This is a genomic window from Burkholderia sp. Tr-20355 (genome assembly GCF_017104685.1).
Classification (GTDB): Bacteria; Pseudomonadota; Gammaproteobacteria; order Burkholderiales; family Burkholderiaceae; genus Burkholderia; species Burkholderia seminalis.
Genome location: NZ_JAAGPK010000036.1, coordinates 44885 through 62979, shown reverse-complemented (window position 1 = coordinate 62979; position 18095 = coordinate 44885). Strand labels below are relative to the sequence as shown.

15 protein-coding genes are annotated in these 18095 nt (G+C 67.8%); 3 read left to right on the top strand and 12 right to left on the bottom strand.

Features of this window, described 5'->3' with window-relative positions:
* The 6 genes from G3N62_RS12495 to G3N62_RS12470 form a co-directional block, all read right to left on the bottom strand.
* Nucleotides 1-1006, bottom strand: a 1006-nt coding sequence (locus G3N62_RS12495; RefSeq protein ID WP_206141241.1) for a TolC family protein, incomplete at its 3' end; no start/stop codon positions are given.
* 2 nt (nt 1007-1008) lie between these two features.
* Nucleotides 1009-1947: a glycosyltransferase family 2 protein gene (locus G3N62_RS12490; RefSeq protein ID WP_034186076.1), complete on the bottom strand. Its 939-nt coding sequence runs from the start codon at nt 1945-1947 to the stop codon at nt 1009-1011.
* Nucleotides 1948-1957: 10 nt separating this feature from the next.
* Nucleotides 1958-3553, bottom strand: coding sequence for a DHA2 family efflux MFS transporter permease subunit (locus G3N62_RS12485; protein ID WP_185733060.1), 1596 nt, complete (start codon nt 3551-3553; stop codon nt 1958-1960).
* Nucleotides 3550-4833, bottom strand: a complete 1284-nt coding sequence (locus tag G3N62_RS12480; RefSeq protein WP_124669607.1) for a nucleotide disphospho-sugar-binding domain-containing protein — start codon at nt 4831-4833, stop codon at nt 3550-3552. The genes G3N62_RS12485 and G3N62_RS12480 overlap by 4 nt, the downstream gene beginning before the upstream one ends.
* A gap of 17 nt (nt 4834-4850) precedes the next feature.
* Complete coding sequence (locus G3N62_RS12475) at nt 4851-5420, bottom strand: isoprenylcysteine carboxylmethyltransferase family protein (protein ID WP_034186073.1); 570 nt, start codon at nt 5418-5420, stop codon at nt 4851-4853.
* A gap of 67 nt (nt 5421-5487) precedes the next feature.
* A complete protein-coding gene (locus G3N62_RS12470; RefSeq protein ID WP_034186072.1) occupies nt 5488-6390 on the bottom strand; it encodes an alpha/beta hydrolase in 903 nt (300 codons plus the stop codon).
* A gap of 722 nt (nt 6391-7112) precedes the next feature.
* Here G3N62_RS12470 and betI point away from each other — a divergent pair.
* From betI to betA, 3 genes are read left to right on the top strand one after another with little or no spacing between them, the layout of a single operon-like run.
* Nucleotides 7113-7697, top strand: coding sequence for a transcriptional regulator BetI (gene betI / locus G3N62_RS12465; RefSeq protein WP_034186211.1), 585 nt, complete (start codon nt 7113-7115; stop codon nt 7695-7697).
* A 32-nt stretch (nt 7698-7729) separates the two neighbouring features.
* Entirely contained in the window at nt 7730-9199 is a 1470-nt protein-coding gene (gene betB, locus G3N62_RS12460; RefSeq protein WP_124669606.1) for a betaine-aldehyde dehydrogenase, read from the top strand.
* 25 nt (nt 9200-9224) lie between these two features.
* Nucleotides 9225-10925, top strand: a complete 1701-nt coding sequence (gene betA, locus G3N62_RS12455; protein WP_059556914.1) for a choline dehydrogenase — start codon at nt 9225-9227, stop codon at nt 10923-10925.
* Between the two features lie 270 nt (nt 10926-11195).
* On the opposite strand, the gene G3N62_RS12450 is transcribed toward betA, so the two are convergent.
* The 6 genes from G3N62_RS12450 to G3N62_RS12425 all read right to left on the bottom strand — a co-directional run bounded on the left by G3N62_RS12450 (nt 11196) and on the right by G3N62_RS12425 (nt 17678).
* The gene (locus G3N62_RS12450) at nt 11196-12317 is read right to left on the bottom strand and encodes a hypothetical protein (RefSeq protein ID WP_124669605.1); all 1122 of its coding nucleotides are present in this window, start codon (nt 12315-12317) and stop codon (nt 11196-11198) included.
* Nucleotides 12318-12526: 209 nt separating this feature from the next.
* Nucleotides 12527-13030, bottom strand: a complete 504-nt coding sequence (locus G3N62_RS12445; RefSeq protein WP_124607767.1) for an activator protein — start codon at nt 13028-13030, stop codon at nt 12527-12529.
* Nucleotides 13031-13215: 185 nt separating this feature from the next.
* Complete coding sequence (locus G3N62_RS12440; protein ID WP_049035976.1) at nt 13216-13719, bottom strand: hypothetical protein; 504 nt, start codon at nt 13717-13719, stop codon at nt 13216-13218.
* A gap of 121 nt (nt 13720-13840) precedes the next feature.
* Nucleotides 13841-14665: an OmpW family outer membrane protein gene (locus G3N62_RS12435; protein ID WP_034186067.1), complete on the bottom strand. Its 825-nt coding sequence runs from the start codon at nt 14663-14665 to the stop codon at nt 13841-13843.
* A gap of 74 nt (nt 14666-14739) precedes the next feature.
* Nucleotides 14740-15993 carry a DUF2957 domain-containing protein gene (locus G3N62_RS12430; protein WP_124669604.1) on the bottom strand — a complete coding sequence of 418 codons (1254 nt, stop codon included), beginning with the start codon at nt 15991-15993 and terminating at the stop codon, nt 14740-14742.
* A gap of 71 nt (nt 15994-16064) precedes the next feature.
* Nucleotides 16065-17678, bottom strand: coding sequence for a DUF2957 domain-containing protein (locus tag G3N62_RS12425; protein WP_049035969.1), 1614 nt, complete (start codon nt 17676-17678; stop codon nt 16065-16067).
* Nucleotides 17679-18095 lie beyond the last annotated feature (417 nt).

Below are 18095 nucleotides of genomic sequence, written 5' to 3'. Positions count from 1 at the left end.
GCGCGCGCGTGGAAAGCGCACGCGCGAGCGCGGCTTCGGCGCGCAGCCGCGCGGGGACGAGGTCGGGCCGGCGGCCGGGCAGATCGGCCGGCAGCCGGGCGGGCACGGAGCCGCCCGCGAACGCGCCGACGCGCGGCGGCTGCAGCGCGAGCCCGCGCTCCGGGCCGCGGCCCGACAACACGCCGAGCTGCAGTTGCGCGAGCTTGATCTGCTCGTCGTTCAGCGCGATCTGTTCGAGCAGGCGGCTGCGCTTGATCGACGCGTCGCTCGCGTCGTACGCGTTGTCGAGGCCGCGCGCGGTGCGCTCGCGCAGCACGGCCGTCACGCGCTGGCTGATCGCGAGCTTTTGCTGCAACAGGTCGCGCACCGCGTACGCCTGGTCGAGCTGGCAGTACACGGTGACGATCGCGACGGCGAGCGTCAGCCGCACCTGCTCGGCTTCGACGCCGGCCGCGTCGCGCAGCGACATCAGGCTCCTGGTCGCCGCGCGGTTCTTGCCCCACAGGTCGAGCTGGTAGTTCAGCCCGACGAAGATCGACGACGGCGATACGTTCGGATCGCCGAAGATCTGCACCGGCACGCGATAGCCGCCGGCCGTCACGTCGGCGATGTCGCCCGGCTTCGGCATCCGCGCGCGGCTGATCGTGGCGCCGGCCGTGCCCGTCAACCCGGTCAGCGAATCGAATTGCTGAAGCTGTGCCTGTGCGATCCGCAACCGCGCCTGTGCGACCTGCACATCGGGACTGTTCCGCGACGCCTCGGCCACCAGCTCGTCGAGCTGCGGATCCTGGAGCTGCTTCACCCAGTCCGGTGCCGGCCATGCGCCGTTCGCGCCAGGCCCGGCCGTATGCGCGAGCGCGTCGTCGGCCGGCGCACGCAGCGACAGCGAAGGCAGGAACCCCGACGGCACGCATCCGCTCAACGCGAGCAGCGCGGCCGCCGCCGCGATCGTCGCGCCGCCCCTCACGCCGCGCGCCGGCCCCGCCGCTTTCCTCGAACGCCGCATCGTCACCCCTGCCGAACGCGCTGCGCACGCGCGGCCAGACGCGGCCGCGTGCGTTCGAGCGGGCCGAGCCGGCCGAACAGGCCGTCCGCGACGCCGAACAGGATGCCGGCCAGCTTCGCGCGCTTGTCGCGCTCGACGAGCGCGATCTGCACGACCTGCCACACGGTCAGCAGGTTCGGCACGATCGCCACCGGAAAGCGCAGCCCGTACTGCATCCCGAGCTGCACCGCATTGCGTGCGCTGTAGTAGCGCCGTTGCCACGAATGATTCATCGACGTCATTTCAAAAGGGCCGATCGCGTGCCGCTGCTTCGCGCCGATCCGGTGCGGCAGCACCAGCGACGGCACGACATAGAGCGGCACGTTGCGCGACAGCGCGCGGAAACTGTATTCGGTGTCGACGTGATCGATGAACAGCGTCTCGTCGAAGCGGCCGAGCAGGTCGAACGCGTCGCGCGACACGACGCAGCCCGACGAGATCAGGAACGCGCAGCGCTGCAGCGGCGCGCCCGGCTCGATGCGCAGGCGGCGCAGGCCGATGCCGTTCGTCGCGAGTTCGGGCAGGAAGCTGCGCGCGTTTTCGTCGAAGATGCGCGGGCCGGCCAGGAACGCGCGCCCCGCGAGCCCCGCACAGACGTCGCGCATCACCGGGAAATAGGCGGCCGGCACCGACGAATCCTGGTCGAACAGCGCGACGGCGTCGATGCGATCGCGAAACAGCGCCGCGAGCCCCGCGTTGTACGCGCCCGCGATCCCGCCGCGATTGCCGTGATGCAGCAGCGCGATGCCTTCCCTGTCGCACAGCGCGCGCGCCCGCGCATCGGGCCGCGGCGTGTTGTCGACGACGAGCAGCGCATCGCACGCGTGCCGCCACGCACGGAGCGCGTCGAGCTGCGCATCGCTCGGGTGATACAGGATCACGAGTGCGCCGAGTGTCGTCATGGTCTTCTCCTCAATGCCCGAACGACGCGGCCGCGCCGCGCTTCGGCCGCGTCAGCCACATCATCGCCGCGAGTGCGAGACACGTCATGCTCGCCATCCAGAACATGTCGTTGGTCGCCATCATGTACGCCTGCTGCATCACAACGTGGTGCAGCGTGGACAACTCGCGCACGCCGTCCACGCCCATCGCGTTCAGCGCGTGCACGAAGCGCTGCGTGTTCGCCGACGCGTGCGTGACCGATTGCGACACGGTGTCGTAGTGATAGGTCGCGCGGTTTTCCCACAGCGTGACGCTCATCGCGGTGCCGAACGCGGCGGACAGCGTGCGCAGGAAGTTCGACAGGCTCGACGCGGCGGCAAGCCGGTCGTCCGGAATGCGCGACAGCGTCGCCGCGGTCAGCGGAATGAAGAAGCACGGCAGCCCGATCCCCTGGATCAGCCCCGGCGCCGCGATCTGCGCGAACGTCATCTTCAGCGTGAAGTGCGCATCCCACGCGAGCACGGCAGCGAACACGAGGAAGCCGAAGGTCGCGAGCACGCGCGCGTCGAAGCGGTGCGCGTGAATCCCGACGAGTATCGAGAACACGAGCGCGAGCACGCCGAGCGATGCGGTCGCGAGCCCCGCGTGAAACGCGTTGTAGCCCATCACGGCCTGCATCCACAGCGGGAACACGACGCCGACCACCGAGAAGCTCATCATCCCCAGCGAGATGATCAGCACGCAGAACGAGAACGTGCGGTCGCGAAACAGGCTGAGATCGACGACGGGGTGCGCCTCGCCCGCTTCCCAGATCAGCAGCGACACGATCGCGAGCGTCGCGACCACCGCCAGCGTGACGATCAGCGGCGAACCGAACCAGCCGCGGTCGTGGCCGAGGTCGAGCATCGCCTGCAGCGAACCGACGCCGATCACGAGCAGCACGATGCCCGGCACGTCGATCGGACCGGCCGCGCCGCGTTGCGCGTCGGGGCGCAGCATCGCGGTGCACACCGCGAACGAGAACAGCCCGATCGGCAGGTTGATCAGGAAGATCCACGGCCACGAGAAGTTGTCGACGATCCAGCCGCCGACCACCGGCCCGAAGATCGGCGCGAGCAGCACCGTCATCGCCCACAGCGCGAGCGCGATCGTGCGCTTGTCCGGCGGGAACGTGCGCAGCAGGATCGTCTGCGACAGCGGCACCATCGGCCCGGAACACAGCCCCTGGAGCGCGCGGCAGATCACCAGCACGTGCAGGTCGCGCGCCAGCCCGCACAGCAGGGACGTGAGCGTGAACAGCAGCACCGCGCCGACGAACAGCCGCAGCTCGCCGACGCGGCGCGCGAGCCAGCCCGTCAGCGGCACCGCGATCGCCGCCGCGACCGAGTACGAGCTGATCACCCACGTACCCTGGCTGTTCGATACGCCGAGACTGCCGGAGATCGCCGGCACCGCGACGTTCGTCACGGTCGAATCGAGCACCTCGATGAAGGTCGCGAGCGACAGCGCGAACGTCAGCAGCGCGAGACGGATGCCGCGCACCGGCTGCGCGGCCGGCGCGGGCGCGGGCATGTCGAACGCGGACGGCGCGACCGGCCCGTCGTGAAGCGGCGACGCGGTGCTCATGCGCCGGCCGCCGCGAGATCGGCCCGCGCGGCCAGCCGGCCGCGCTTCGGCACGCATCGTTCGATGAAATCGGCGGCCGCCTCGCAACCGTCCGGCGCGGCCGCGAGCAGCGCGCGCGTGCGCTTCGCATGCACCGCGAACGCCGGTTCGTCGAGCGCGCGAGCGAGCGCCGCGCCGAGCCGCGCACCGTCGACCGGGCCGTCGACGCGCACGCCGCAGCCGTTCGCGACGACGCGTTGCGCGTTGTCGAACTGGTCGTGCGCGAACGGCGTGACGACCTGCACGATCCCCGCCTCGCACGCGAGCGCCGCGGTGCCGATCCCGCCGTGATGCACGAGCGCGCGGCAACGCGGCAGCAGCGTACGCATCGGCACGAAGCGGCGCACGAGCAGCCGCTCGTCGCCCGGCGCCGCATCGTGCGACGTCAGCAGGATCCCGCGCGCGCCGGTCGCGCGCAGCGCGTCCGCCACCGCGCGCGCGTAGGCCGCGTGATCGACGCGTGTCGAACCGGCCGTGAACACGACCGGGGGCTCGCCGGCCGCGAGAAACGCATCGAGTGCCACATCATCGTCGGGCGTCGCAATATCGTTGAACAGCGGAAAACCGCTCTGCAGATGGTTCGACGGCCAATCGGGCTGCGGCGGCGCGAACCAGGCGGGAAACAGGCACAGCACGCCGTCGGTCGAATGCAGCCAGCGGCCGAGCACGCGCCGCGCGGGCGCGAGCCCGAGATCGCGGCGCACCGCGTCGAGCGCCGGGCCGCACACGCGGTCGAGCACCTGGCGCTCGATCAGCGTCATCAGCGCCGATTTCACCGGCAGCGGCCAGCGCGCGGGAATCGTCAGGCGCGGGTGCGTCGGCGGCGCATGCGCGGACAGCAGCGTCGACGGCGACACCTGCACCGACACGTAAGGCGTGCCATGCAGTTCCTGCATGAAGCGCGCGGAGAACGCCCACAGCGTGCCGACGAGCACCGTGTCGGCATCGGTCAGCGCATGCAGCGCGTCGTAATGCGGGCGCAGCGTCGGCGCGATCACCTGCCACAGCGTGCGGAACGACGTGCGCGGATCCCACAGTGCCGGGTTCTCCATCGCGGCGTCGTATTCGGCCGCGGTACCGACCGGCACGAACGCGAACCCGCAGCGGCGCACGGCCGCCTCGAACGGCGCGTGCGTGCAGAACACCACGTCGTGACCGCGCGCCGCGAGCGTGCGCGCGACACCGAGCAGCGGATGCACGTCGCCCGCCGAGCCGATCGCGGTCACGATCATCTTCGCCATCGCGCGCCTCGCGGAGGTCAGTAGAAACCGGGGATCAGCGCCGCCACTTCGCGGCGGTACTGCGTGTACGCCGGCCCGAAATGACCGGTGAGCCAGCTCTCCTCGACGCGCACCTTGTACGCGAGCGACGCGAACACGAGCAGCACGCCGACCGCGCCGCGCCATTCGCCGCCGATCAGCGCGGCGCCGGCGAGCGCGACCAGGCAGCCCGTATAGATCGGGTGGCGCACCAACGCGTACGGCCCCGTGCGGACGAGCTCGTGGTTCTCCTTCAGCGTGACCGACACGCTCCAGTTGGTGCCGAGATGCAACCGCGCCCACACCGAGAACAACAGACCGGCCGCCAGCACCGCAAGCCCGCACTGCGCCTGCAGCCCGAAGCGCTGCCAGTCGGGCACGAGCGCCTGCCACGACGGATCGGGCAGGATGATCAGCGCGCCGCCGACGATCAGCGGAATCGACTGCAGCGTGCGCGAGCGCGACGCTTCCTTGCGCACGGTCGTCTTCACGCCCTGCGACGTGGCGATCCAGTAAGCGAGCCATGCGGCCCACGGAACGACGATGGCGATGGTCTGAACGATATTCACGGCTGGCCTGCCTCGTTGGGATGGGAATTCGGATGTGCGGGGCGAACCCGGTGCACGACGGTTGGCGTCACGACGACAGCGCGTGCATCGGCGCGGGCACGCACGCATGCGCGGCGGCGCGCGCCATGCCGGCCGCGACGCTCGCCTCGCCGCAGAAGAACTCGAGCAGCGCCGTGCGCGTGCATTCGCGCTGCGCGCGGCCTTCGATGTCGAGGAAATGGCCGGCGTCCGGCACCGTCGCGAACCGTGCGCGCGACACGTGCGCGCCGAGCTGGCGCACGTCGGCCGGCGTCGTGTATTCGTCGCGCTCGCCGTTCAGGAACAGCAGCTCGCAGCCGATGTTCGAGAACTCGCTGAAGTAGCGCTCGGGCCGCAGCGACAGAATCTGGTCGACGTGGAACGCGACCTGGTCCTGCTCGTCGCGCGGCAGGCGCGTGAGATACCGGTAGTTGTACAGCTTCATGATGCGCGGCAGGTAGCGGCCGACGGTGTCGTTCAGCAGCTGCGCGGCCTTCAGGTTCTCGCCGGCCGCGATGTGATCGCGGGCACGCGTCACGTAGTCGACCATCGCGTCGTTCAGGAACGGCGAGAACGAGCAGATCGCCGCGCGACGCACGCTCGGGCAGCCGCGCGCGAGCGCGAACAGCGACGCGACGCCGCCCCACGACACCGACACGAGGAACGCCGGCGCGAAATGCTCGACCAGGTACTGGAGGATCGCGGCTTCGTCGTCCTTGGTCAGGATGCAGCAACCCGGGTTGTACTGACGCGACTGGCCCGCATACGGCAGGTCGAAGCAGATCGTGTTCATCCGCTCGCCGAGGTACTGGACGGTCTGCCCGAACGACGCCGTCGTCGCGAGCGCGCCGTTGACGAGCATCGCGGTGTCGAACGCCGGGTCGAACACGTTCCGTTCGACATAGACCTTCAGGCCATTCGGTAGCGGGACCACGTGTTTTTCGGTCGGCATCGTCGTTCTCCGGTGGATGCGGCGTCTCGACGTCGCGGCATGCTGCAGGTGCGCAATGACAGGTGACGGCCCCGTGCGCGATCCGTCATCGCGCCCATTGCCGACGCACCGCGGCAAATGCCGGCGGCGCTCATTGATTCCTGATGGTGCGGCGCCATACTAATACGGTCGATATTACTTACTCAAGTCATTCCAACGATCCCCTCTACTCTGTTAGAAAATGCCCATGATTCAAATTTTTTCGTCAATTTCTATGGTATGCGGATTCTCCACGCGGGCGAACGCAATCGTTTGCGAGCAATCCGGAGAAGCGCTCGAAAAATCGATATTCTTTTTTAAATTCAAATACATAAGATATTTTAATCGCCTGATTAAAACGATTTCATGAAAGCTGCACGCATTCACGATCCGAATTGACGATTTCACATTGCGAATAATCTTACATATTTCGACACTCTTTCGTTTTGTAATGCACCGGAAGTGGAAATTTTCCCTCGCATTGCGTCATCTTTTCGGAATCCGTTTTAAACAGATTTCAATTTAATTAACCTTCTTTCAATGCATTTTTCCGCACCCGCACATGACCGCGGAGGCGACGCGGCACCCGTCGCGGCGTGCTGTTTCGCCGTCGGACCCTGATTTTTTGTTGATTGAACGATCAATAAAAAACCGCTAAGCTTTCGACTTCCATGAACGGCCCCGTCCGGGCGAAGGGAGTCGCGATGCCGAAAGTCGGAATGCGGGAGATCCGCCGCGCGCAGTTGATCGATGCCACGCTGCGCTCGATCGACGAAGCGGGCCTGCCCGGCACGACGCTCGCCTCGGTCGCGCAACGCGCGAACATCTCGACGGGCATCGTCAGCCACTACTTCGGCGACAAGGACGGCCTGCTCGAAGCGACGATGCGGCACGTGCTGCGCGACCTGTGGTCGGCCACCACGCGCCGCCGCACGGCCGCGCGCAAGGATCCGCGTTCGCGGCTGCGCGCGATCGTCGCCGCGAACTTCGACGATACGCAGGTCAGCGCCCCCGTGATGAAGACGTGGCTCGCGTTCTGGTCGCAGAGCATGCACGACCCGATGCTCAAGCGCCTGCAGCACGTCAACACGCGGCGCCTCCATTCGAACCTGTGCGCCGAGTTCGCGAAGGCCTTGCCGCGCACGAAAGCGCGCGAAGCCGCCAGCGGCCTCGCCGCGCTGATCGACGGCCTGTGGCTGCGCGGCGCGCTCGCCGGCGGCCCGATCGACACCCGGGCTGCACTGAAGCTCGCCCACGATTACATCGACCTGCTGCTCGCGTCCGCCTGACGCGTCACGCAGTCGCCTACCAGGAGATCCTCATGTCCGTATACGGTTTGCAGCGCCTCTACATCGGCGGCGGTTACGTCGACGCCACGAGCGGCAAGACTTTCGACACCTTCGATCCCGCCACCGGCGAACTGCTCGCCCAGGTGCAGCAGGCAAGCGCGGCCGACGTCGAGCGTGCCGTCGCGTCCGCGCAGGAAGGCCAGCGCGAATGGGCCGCGATGACCGCGATGCAGCGCTCGCGCATCCTGCGCCGCGCGGTCGACCTGCTGCGCGAACGCAACGACGAACTCGCGGCGATCGAAACGCGCGACACCGGCAAGCCGATCGGCGAGACGCTCGCGGTCGACATCGTCACCGGCGCGGACGTGATCGAGTACTACGCGGGCCTCGCGACCGCGATCGAGGGGCTGCAGGTGCCGCTGCGCGCCGAGTCGTTCGTCTACACGCGCCGCGAGCCGCTGGGCGTGTGCGCGGGCATCGGCGCGTGGAACTACCCGATCCAGATCGCGTGCTGGAAGACCGCGCCCGCGCTCGCGGCCGGCAATGCGATGGTGTTCAAGCCGAGCGAGGTCACGCCGCTGACCGCGCTGAAGCTCGCGGAAATCTATACGGAAGCCGGCGTGCCGGCCGGCGTGTTCAACGTCGTGCAGGGCGACGGCTCGGTCGGCGCGCTGCTGACGGGCCACCCGGACATCGCGAAGGTGTCGTTCACGGGCGGCGTCGAGACGGGCAAGAAAGTGATGTCGCTGGCCGGCGCCTCGTCGCTGAAGGAAGTGACGATGGAACTCGGCGGCAAGTCGCCGCTGATCGTGTTCGACGATGCGGATCTCGATCGTGCGGCCGACATCGCCGTGACCGCCAACTTCTTCAGCTCGGGCCAGGTCTGCACGAACGGCACGCGCGTGTTCGTGCACCGCTCGATCAAGGATGCGTTCACGCAAAAGGTGCTCGAACGCGTGAAGCGCATCCGCGTCGGCAAGCCGACCGATGCCGACACCAACTTCGGCCCGCTCGTGTCGGCCGCGCAGCTCGACAAGGTGCTCGGCTTCATCGAGAGCGGCAAGGCCGAAGGCGCGAAGCTGCTCGCGGGCGGCACCCGCCTGACCGACGGCCACTTCGCGAACGGCCAGTACGTCGCGCCGACCGTGTTCGGCGATTGCCGCGACGACATGAGGATCGTGCGCGAGGAAATCTTCGGGCCGGTGATGAGCATCCTCGATTTCGAATCGGAAGACGAAGCGATCGCCCGCGCGAACGACACGCACTACGGCCTCGCGGCCGGCGTCGTGACCGAGAACCTGTCGCGCGCGCACCGCACGATCCATCGCCTCGAAGCCGGCATCTGCTGGATCAACACGTGGGGCGAATCGCCGGCCGAAATGCCGGTTGGCGGATACAAGCAATCCGGTGTCGGACGCGAGAACGGCATCACGACGCTCGAGCACTACACTCGAATCAAGTCGGTGCAGGTCGAGCTCGGCCGCTACAACCCGGTGTTTTGAGGATCACGAAAGGAGATTGACCGTCATGACGACACGCGAATACGACTACATCATCTGCGGCGCCGGTTCCGCGGGCAACGTGCTCGCAACGCGCCTGACGGAAGATCCGGACGTCACGGTGCTGCTGCTCGAAGCCGGTGGCCCCGACTACCGCTTCGACTTCCGCACGCAGATGCCGGCCGCCCTCGCCTACCCGCTGCAGGGCCGCCGCTACAACTGGGCGTACGAGACCGACCCCGAGCCGCACATGGACAACCGCCGGATGGAATGCGGCCGCGGCAAGGGGCTCGGCGGCTCGTCGCTGATCAACGGGATGTGCTACATCCGCGGCAACGCGCTCGACTACGACAACTGGTCGACGCACAAGGGCCTCGAGAACTGGACGTATCTCGACTGCCTGCCGTACTTCAAGAAAGCCGAGACGCGCGACGTCGGCCCGAACGACTATCACGGCGGCAGCGGCCCCGTGTCGGTCACGACCAGCAAGCCGGGCGTGAACCCGCTGTTCGAGGCGATGGTCGATGCGGGTGTGCAGGCCGGCTATCCGCGCACCGACGACCTGAACGGTTACCAGCAGGAGGGCTTCGGCCCGATGGACCGCACGGTCACGCCGAAGGGCCGCCGCGCGAGCACCGCGCGCGGCTACCTCGACCAGGCGAAGGTGCGGCCGAACCTCGAGATCGTCACGCATGCGCTCGCCGACCGCATCCTGTTCGACGGCAAGCGCGCGTCGGGCGTCACGTACCTGCGCGGCAGCGAGCGCGCGAGCGCGCATGCACGCCGCGAAGTGCTCGTGTGCAGCGGCGCGATCGCGTCGCCGCAGTTGCTGCAACGCTCGGGCGTCGGCCCCGGCGCGTGGCTGAAGGAACTGGACATCCCCGTCGTGCTCGACCTGCCGGGTGTCGGCCAGAACCTGCAGGACCACCTGGAGATGTACATCCAGTACGAGTGCAAGGAACCCGTCTCGCTGTACCCGGCGCTCAAGTGGTGGAACCAGCCGAAGATCGGCCTCGAATGGATGCTGAACGGCACGGGCCTCGGCGCGAGCAACCACTTCGAGGCGGGCGGCTTCATCCGCACGCGCGACGACGACCTCTGGCCGAACATCCAGTATCACTTCCTGCCGGTGGCGATCAACTACAACGGCTCGAACGCGATCGAGATGCACGGCTTCCAGGCGCACGTCGGCTCGATGCGCTCGCCGAGCCGCGGCCGCGTGAAGCTGCGCTCGCGCGACCCGAACGACCATCCGAGCATCCTGTTCAACTACATGGCCGAAGCGCTCGACTGGCGCGAGTTCCGCGACGCGATCCGCGCGACGCGCGAGATCATGCGCCAGCCCGCGCTCGACCGCTATCGCGGCCGCGAGCTGAACCCGGGTGCCGACTGCAAGAGCGACAAGGAACTCGACGCGTTCGTGCGCGCCCGCGCGGAGACCGCGTTCCATCCGTCGTGCTCGTGCAAGATGGGTTACGACGACATGGCCGTGGTCGATGAAGAAGGCCGCGTCCACGGGCTCGAAGGGCTCCGTGTGGTCGATGCGTCGATCATGCCGATCATTACGACCGGCAACCTGAACGCGCCGACGATCATGATCGCCGAGAAGATTGCCGACAAGATCCGCGGCCGCCAGCCGCTCGCGCGGGTCGACGTGCCGTACTTCGTCGCGAACGGCGCGATGGCGAGGAACGTCGCGAAGGCCGTGCGGCAGCCCGAGACGGTCTGACGACGGCGGGCGCGCTGCCCGAACCTGGATGGTGTCCTGATGAAACGCCGCCGATCGCGATGGTCGGCGGCATCACATACTGCGTCCGGTCGATGGAGCGCGGAACCGAGGCGTTGCGCGGCCGGTCGGCGCGGCAGTCGTGCGGTCGCACGACGCGGCCCATGGCGTGACGCCGCGCCCGCACGTGCCAACGCGGCCCGGGATGTCGCCCCGGGGCGAGCGCCTGCGCGCGAGGCGGTGCGGGCCGTTTCATCCCGGCCAAGCCCCCCGTCAGCCGGCCTTGCTCCCGTCTTCGCCTGAGCGGGAAATCGTCACGCCCCGCGTGCGCACCCGCTTGCCGCGGACGATCGGATTCCAGCGCGACGTCAGGCTCATCGCGTCGCGCAGGCGGTCGAACGCGACATCCTCCGTCGGCCCGAAGCGGCTGACCGCCGGCCACGCGAGCACGTGGTCGAGCCACGCCTGCCAGGTGTCGCCGTGGAAGCGACCGCCGATTTCCCGCACCGTATCCGGTGCGGCGATCGCGATGCCCGCCAGCAGGTAGCAGGCCCAGAAGCTGCCCGCGCCGACGAGTCGATCGAGCCGGCAAACGGCGAGCGCGGCAAGCAGCCCGTCCATCGACGCGAGATCGGCGCGATGCGTACGGATCGCCCGCGCGACGAGATTGTGCTGCCCGCCGTACGCCTGAACCGACACGCCGTTGCCGGCCGCGAGCCCGGCCGAGAACATCGCGAGCGCGGCCATCTCGTCGATGCGCGCCGCGTCGTCTCGCGGGCCGCATGCGCGCAGCACGATCGCGTCGATGACGGCGCCGGGGTGGGTCGGCGTTTCCCCGTTCGCTGCCGCGATAGCGGTCAGCCTTTCTCTCGGGTTCTTCGCAGGCGGCATCTCGCGCGGCCCGTCAGGTGGGTTCGCGACGCGTTCTCGCGCGTCTTCGCCGTGGCGTTCGACGCCGCCGGCAATGCGTTCGAGCGCGGCCCAGCCGATGTCGGGATCGTCGAATGCGCACACCTCGATCACGCCGTGCGCGGAGTCGAATACGGCACGCGAGCCCGGGCAGCAACGTTCGGCCTCAGCGAGTTGCCGGACGGACGGCACATGCGAGCACGCGCCGAGCGGATCGGCCGGGTCGCACGCGCAGCCGCCGCCGTCCGACGCGCTCCACGGGACGAGCCGGTGGAGCGCGGCCGCCGCTTCGCGCGACAGGCTCGTGCCGGTTCCCGCGCGCGTCGTGTACGACGCGGCGACGGCCGTGTCGCCGGCATCGCGCGCGGTCATCGTGCAGGACGCCGTGTCGAGATGGTCGATCAGGTATTGCAGCCACGCGGCGGTGCGCAGCCGGTCGGGCGTCGCGTCGCGGGCATCGCCATACTTTGCTGGATCGGTAAGCATGGTTCCGGCCAATTGGAATCGTTTTGTTTCGATCGAATCGGGGAAGCGCAGTACGTCACGCCCGCCCCGCGGGTCCGCCCATGCCGGATCGCGACACGGGCGGCTCGGCCGGCACGCGGATAAGCGCGACGACGCGAATACATCGAGGAGGCGAACATGGCCGCGTGCGAACCGCACGATCCTCGCGCACGGCTGGCGCTCCGCGACGGTTACTGCACGTGGAGCTTCGGCGACGCGACGAGCGTGCCGGCCAACCTGCAGTCCGGCGCCCATTCGGCCTGGTTGAAGGTCAGCGACGCGTTCGAATCGTTCCACGCCGCCACGAGCTTGTCGGGACCGCAAGAACCCAGCAGCGTGAAGGTCACCTGCGCATCGTTGATCGACAGCTGTGTCGCGCTGTCCACCTGCCCCGTCCACGGCGTGGCGCTGCTCGCCGTACTGCTGATCAGCGGGCACCAGTTGCCTCCGCCGAACTGCGCCGACGTGATGCGGATCACGCCCGCCGGCGTGATCGTTCCGTTGAACGTCACCGCGCAGTTGGTGTTGATCGCCTTCTTGCCGAGCGTGGTCATTCCCGTCGCGGAGAACGGTTCGCCGTTCGGATTCATCGGCTGACCGTCCGCGCGAGAAACCGTCACGGCAAAGGCGGGCGCGGCCAAAACCGCGGTGAATACCACGGCAGCGACACGCGATGCGATTGGACGAATGTTCATCTGCACTGCCCTCTCTCTTTTTTGATATGAATGGCGGCACACCGGCAGAAACGATCGCGCCGCCGAATGAATCCGGCCGCCGCGCCGATACACGCGACGGCACGAACCCATCGAAGCCGCGGAAACCCGCCGCACATGCCGCACGGCCCTCGTGCGCGGCGGGTTCCGCTTCGATCGCCCGGCGTTTACTGCACGTGGAACTTCGGCGACGTGGCGACCGTGCCGCTCACCGTGCAATCCGGCGTCAGCGCGGACTTGTCGAAGGTCAGCGACGAGTTCGAATCGCTCCACGCCGTCACGACCTTGCTCGGCCCGCAGGTACCGAGCAACGTGACGTTCACCTTCACGTTGTTGATCGACAACTGCGTCGTGCTGTCGGCCTGGCCCGTCCACGGCGACGTGCTGCTCGCGCTGCCGCTGATCAGTCCGCACGTCGCGCCGCCCGAGAACGTCGTCGACGTGATGTTGACGATGCCGGTCGACGTGATCGTGCCGTTGAAGGTCGCGTTGCAGTTCGCGTTGATCGACCCCTTGGCCAGCGCCGTCAGCCCCGACGCCGAGAACGGCTCGCCGTTCGGATTCATCGGCTGGCCGTCGGCACGCGAAACGGTGACGGCGAAAACAGGCGCGGCCGAAACCGCGGTGAAAGCCACTGCAGCAACAAGCGATACGATTTTGCGAATGCTCATTTGAACTGCCCCCTCTCTTCACAAATGGCGGCACGCCGCCAGGAACGCGACCTTCCGGCCGGAACGATCCGGCCAGCCGGGCGCAGGAAACCGCCGGCGCGCGTCATGCGCGCCGGTCGGCTCAGAACTTGTAGGAAATCCCGACGAACGTGATCAGCGGATCGGCCTTCAGCCGCGTGCGCGTGGTCGCGAGCGTCGACCCGTCGGCCGCCTTGATCACGAGCGACGAGTAGGTCTTCAGCGGCATATAGGTCAGCGTCGCCGTCAGCCCCCAGTGCTTGTCGATCGCATAGCTCGCGCCGACGTTGTAGACCGGCGTGAACGACGACGACGCCTTGCCCTCCACCGACGTCGCGCCCGGCTTGCCGGCGCCGGCCGCGAGCACGCTGCCGAGGTTCTCGTTGATGTCCTTCGCGAAGTTGCCGTTCAGTTCGATGTTGCTGAACCAGCTGTAGGCCACGCCGATCCCGACGAACGGGCGGAACTTCGCCGTCGGCGCATTGAAGTAGTACTGCAGGATGATCGTCGGGCTCCACTGCCGCGCGTTCTTCACGGCCGGCTGGTTCGCCGACTTGTCCATGTCGACGTTGCCGAGCGCGCCGGCCGGGCCCGGAGGCTTGATCACGCCATGGCCGGTCAGCGTGAACTCGGGCGGCACGCCGAGCACCGACGTCACCGCGATGTGGTCGGTGAAGAAGTGCGTGAGCGTGAGGCCGACCGTATCGGCATTGTTGACCGTCAGGCTCGTGCCCGGCGACGTGAACGAGCCCGGCAGGCGCAGCGGCCCGTTGATCGGCATGCTCGCGAGATTCGTCGTCAACCCGTTGGTCGAATCCTGCGGCATGATGTGCAGCCAGCCCAGCGTCGCGACGTTGTCGCCCGCCTGCTGGGCCGATGCGAGCGTCGACGCGACTGCGGCGACACCCGCGACAATCAGCTTCTTCATGAAGTCTCCCCCTCGTTCTGTCGGGGCGCCGCGCATCCGCGCGCGGCGCCACCGTGTCTCCATCCAGGCGTGCGTCACTGCACGAATGCGCCGACCGTGAAGTACGGGTTGCTCGTATCGGCCATGTCGAGGAACCCGAACACGCCGCCGGTGAACACGAACTTGCCGGTTGCCGGCCCCGACGCCGCATCCGCGTGCACGGTCGTCACGACGCCCGGCACCTTCTGCGTGTAGTCGAGGTTCAGCGCGCGCGTGAGCGCGGCCTGCGACGCGTTGAACGGATCGAGCAGCGTGGCCTGCGCGCCGACGAGCGCGGTCGCGCGGTAGTTGAACGCGCTGTCGACGCCCGTGTACTCGCCGTCCTGCGAGCCCTGCGCGATCGCCGTCTGCGGGCTCAGGAACGAGATGCCCGATTCGTCGTCCGCGCTCGGCGGGCCTTGCGTGAGGTCCGCGTTCGCGGCGCCGGTGCGGATGAAGATCGGCACGAGCTGGTTGCGCAGCTTGCCGACGATCAGGATCCCCTTGCCGGCCTTCGCCGGATCGAGCGCGGCGAGCGTCGGCGGAATCTGCGGCTGGTAGTTGAGCGACTGGAACGCCGGCGCATCGGGGCGCAGCGTGAACGGCTGGTTCACGGTCGCGCTCGACGCGAGCGGCAACCCGCCGTTCTTCTTGCCGAAGTTGTCGGTTTCCGTATAACTGCCGTCCGCGTTGATCGTCACCTTCTGGTCGAGCGCCACCGGCTGGAAGTTCTGCGACGGCACCTGGTGATAGCCGAGCTGGTTGTACGTGCCGGCGATCTTCGTCAGGTCGGTTTCCAGCGACGAGAAGCTGATGAACGGGTAATACGGGAACGTCGTCTTCGGGATCTTGCCGACGCCGATCACGCCGTCGAACTGGATCGTCGCGCCGGGAATCGCGCCGCCCAGCACGCCTTCGCCGAGGAACAGCCGCGCGGGCCGGCTCGGGTCGAGGCTCGCGCTCTGCATCCGGAACGTGCACTGGTTCAGCTTCACCGTCGGCAGCCCCGTTTCGTCGGCCAGCGTGCCGTCGACCACATTGGCGGGCGCCGTGTCGCGCGTCGGCTGCACGGTGCCGGTGGTGGTCGGCACCGGCGACGCGAGGTAGGTCATCCGGTACGTCATCTTCGTCGTGTCGAGCTGCACCTTCACGAGCTCGCCCGACCCCGACCCGCCGATGAATACCGTGTTGTAGTCGATCGTCTGCGGACACAGCCGGACCACCGGCGCGGGCGGCGGGTCGCCGTCGCCGCCGCATGCGGCCAGCACGGGCGCGAGCGATGCCGCGGCCATCCATTGCTTCACATTCATAGGAATCCTCTTGAAATTCGATTCGCCGGCGGCGACGCATGCGCCGCCGGTGTTACGTGTTCAATGCAGGGTTACTGGACGAACGCACCGACCGTGAAGAACGGGTTGACCTTGTTGTTGTTGACGACCATCGCGTAGACGTTGCCGGCCGTCACGAGCCAGCCGGTGTCGCCCTTGCTGAAGATCGCCACGTTGCCGTTCGCGCCCTTCGCGTTGAAGTCCTGCGTGGCGGTCACCTTGATCTTGCCGGGCGTGGCCTGCGTATAGTCGAGCGCGAACTGCGAGGTGACCGACGACGTCTGCGGATCGATGAATGCCGCGGTATTGCCCTGGAACAGCGTGGACGTATAGTTCGCAGCCAGCGTCGACACGGCGGTACCGTCGTTGCAGGTGCCCGCTTCCGTCAGGAAGGTGCCGTTGACGAAACTGCCGGGCAGCTCCGGATGCGGCACGTTCGGATTGAAGCTCGGGCCCGCCGTCGGGAAGAAGGTCGTCGTGCCGGGAGACGTCACGATGCCGCAGGCGGAGGCGCTGGTCGCGCCGATGTAGCCGCCTTTCAGCGAATTCGCGGCGATCGCGGTGGTCGACGACAGCATCGAGATACCGACTTCGGCATCGGCGACGGAGGCGAGCAGATTGGTCGCATCGACATACGTGTAGCCGACGCGAATCACGACCGGTATCCGTACGCCATTCAGCTTGCCGACGATCATGATGCCTTTGGCCTGGCTCGACGCAAGAAGGATGAGCGACGACCCCTGCCCCGCGATCGGATACGAGAGCACGCCAAACGCGTTCGGCAGCCCGTTGCTCACGAACACGTTGTCGGCCGACCCGTCCGCATTCTTGCGCAGCGTCCACGGCGTCCCGGTCGTCTGGCACGAGTAGTCGCTGCCCGGGGTGATCGTGCACGAACCGTCCGCATTGAGCGTCTGGTTCCAGTTGACGACGTCCGGTTCCCAGCCGATTGGCCCGGGCGCGCTCTGCCCGCCCCCGCCGAGCGGCGACAGATGGATGCCTACCTCGTTGTAATTGCCCGCGACCTTCGAAAAATCGGTTTCCGTTTCGATGAAGCCGATGAACGGATAGAAATCGAACGTGCGCGACGGCACGTAGCCGATGGGCAACGGAGCGCCGAGGTCGATGCCCTTGAACGCGATCGTCGCCCCCGGAATCCCGCCGCCCACGACACCATTGCCGACGAACAGCATCGGCGGATCGGCGCGATTGATCGTCACCGCATACGCGCCGTCGCTCGTCGCGCCGCTGTCGAGCACGAACGCGCAGCGGTTCTGCTCGGCCGTCGGGAGGTTGGTCGGATGATGGAACGCGCCGCTGATCGTCAGGCCCGCGCGCGTGTTGTTGACTTGCCCTGCCGACGTCGGCACCGACGATTCGATGAACTGCATCTGGTAGGTGAGCTTCGTCGTGTCGAACTTCACCTTCACGTACTCGCCGCTGCCGGCGCCGCCCGTATACGTCGTCGTGTAATCGAGCGCGTCCGGACACAGCTTCGCCACGACGGGCGGCGTCGTTTCGGCGCCGCTCGGCCCGCAGGCGCTGCCCGAGCACTGCGGCACGTTGATCGGCCCCGGATCGTCGCCGCCGCCGCAACCGGCGACGAACGGCAGCACCAGCACCGCGCACGACAGGATCGCCTTCCGCCATTCAGGAATGCAAATCATCAACCCCTCCTTTTCAGGTACGACAAGTCTCGTCCGGCCAGGCTGCATGGCCCGCCGGTTGGTATCGCGCCGCCGCCCGAACGCGCGGCGCATGACAATGCGCGCCAGACGGCCGCGATGCCGGTCAGGCATGTGCGGCACACGCCGCTGCGGCAGACAAGCGCGGTCCCGCAGCGCCGTCATGCGGCACGGCGCCGTCGGAACGATCGGAACGGAAAGTGGTTCGCCGCGCTACACGGCGAGGTGACGACGCAGGCATGCGACCTGCGTCGCGCCTGCATGCAGCGAAAAATCGGGAAACGGCAGTCCGGCTGGCCCCGCGGATGGGCGTCTCATGGTGTGGTCTCCATACGTACGCTTGATTCGTTATCGTGATGCGTCGTTTGTCGAGACTATGATCGGACCATTCAAACAAGT

Coding starts and splice junctions, on each gene's coding strand:
- G3N62_RS12490 (WP_034186076.1), bottom strand. CDS start 1,947: ATGACGACACTCGGCGCACTCGTGATCCTGTATCACCCGAGCGATGCG.
- G3N62_RS12485 (WP_185733060.1), bottom strand. CDS start 3,553: ATGAGCACCGCGTCGCCGCTTCACGACGGGCCGGTCGCGCCGTCCGCG.
- G3N62_RS12480 (WP_124669607.1), bottom strand. CDS start 4,833: ATGGCGAAGATGATCGTGACCGCGATCGGCTCGGCGGGCGACGTGCAT.
- G3N62_RS12470 (WP_034186072.1), bottom strand. CDS start 6,390: ATGCCGACCGAAAAACACGTGGTCCCGCTACCGAATGGCCTGAAGGTC.
- betI (WP_034186211.1), top strand. CDS start 7,113: ATGCCGAAAGTCGGAATGCGGGAGATCCGCCGCGCGCAGTTGATCGAT.
- betB (WP_124669606.1), top strand. CDS start 7,730: ATGTCCGTATACGGTTTGCAGCGCCTCTACATCGGCGGCGGTTACGTC.
- betA (WP_059556914.1), top strand. CDS start 9,225: ATGACGACACGCGAATACGACTACATCATCTGCGGCGCCGGTTCCGCG.
- G3N62_RS12450 (WP_124669605.1), bottom strand. CDS start 12,317: ATGCTTACCGATCCAGCAAAGTATGGCGATGCCCGCGACGCGACGCCC.
- G3N62_RS12445 (WP_124607767.1), bottom strand. CDS start 13,030: ATGAACATTCGTCCAATCGCATCGCGTGTCGCTGCCGTGGTATTCACC.
- G3N62_RS12440 (WP_049035976.1), bottom strand. CDS start 13,719: ATGAGCATTCGCAAAATCGTATCGCTTGTTGCTGCAGTGGCTTTCACC.
- G3N62_RS12435 (WP_034186067.1), bottom strand. CDS start 14,665: ATGAAGAAGCTGATTGTCGCGGGTGTCGCCGCAGTCGCGTCGACGCTC.
- G3N62_RS12430 (WP_124669604.1), bottom strand. CDS start 15,993: ATGAATGTGAAGCAATGGATGGCCGCGGCATCGCTCGCGCCCGTGCTG.
- G3N62_RS12425 (WP_049035969.1), bottom strand. CDS start 17,678: ATGATTTGCATTCCTGAATGGCGGAAGGCGATCCTGTCGTGCGCGGTG.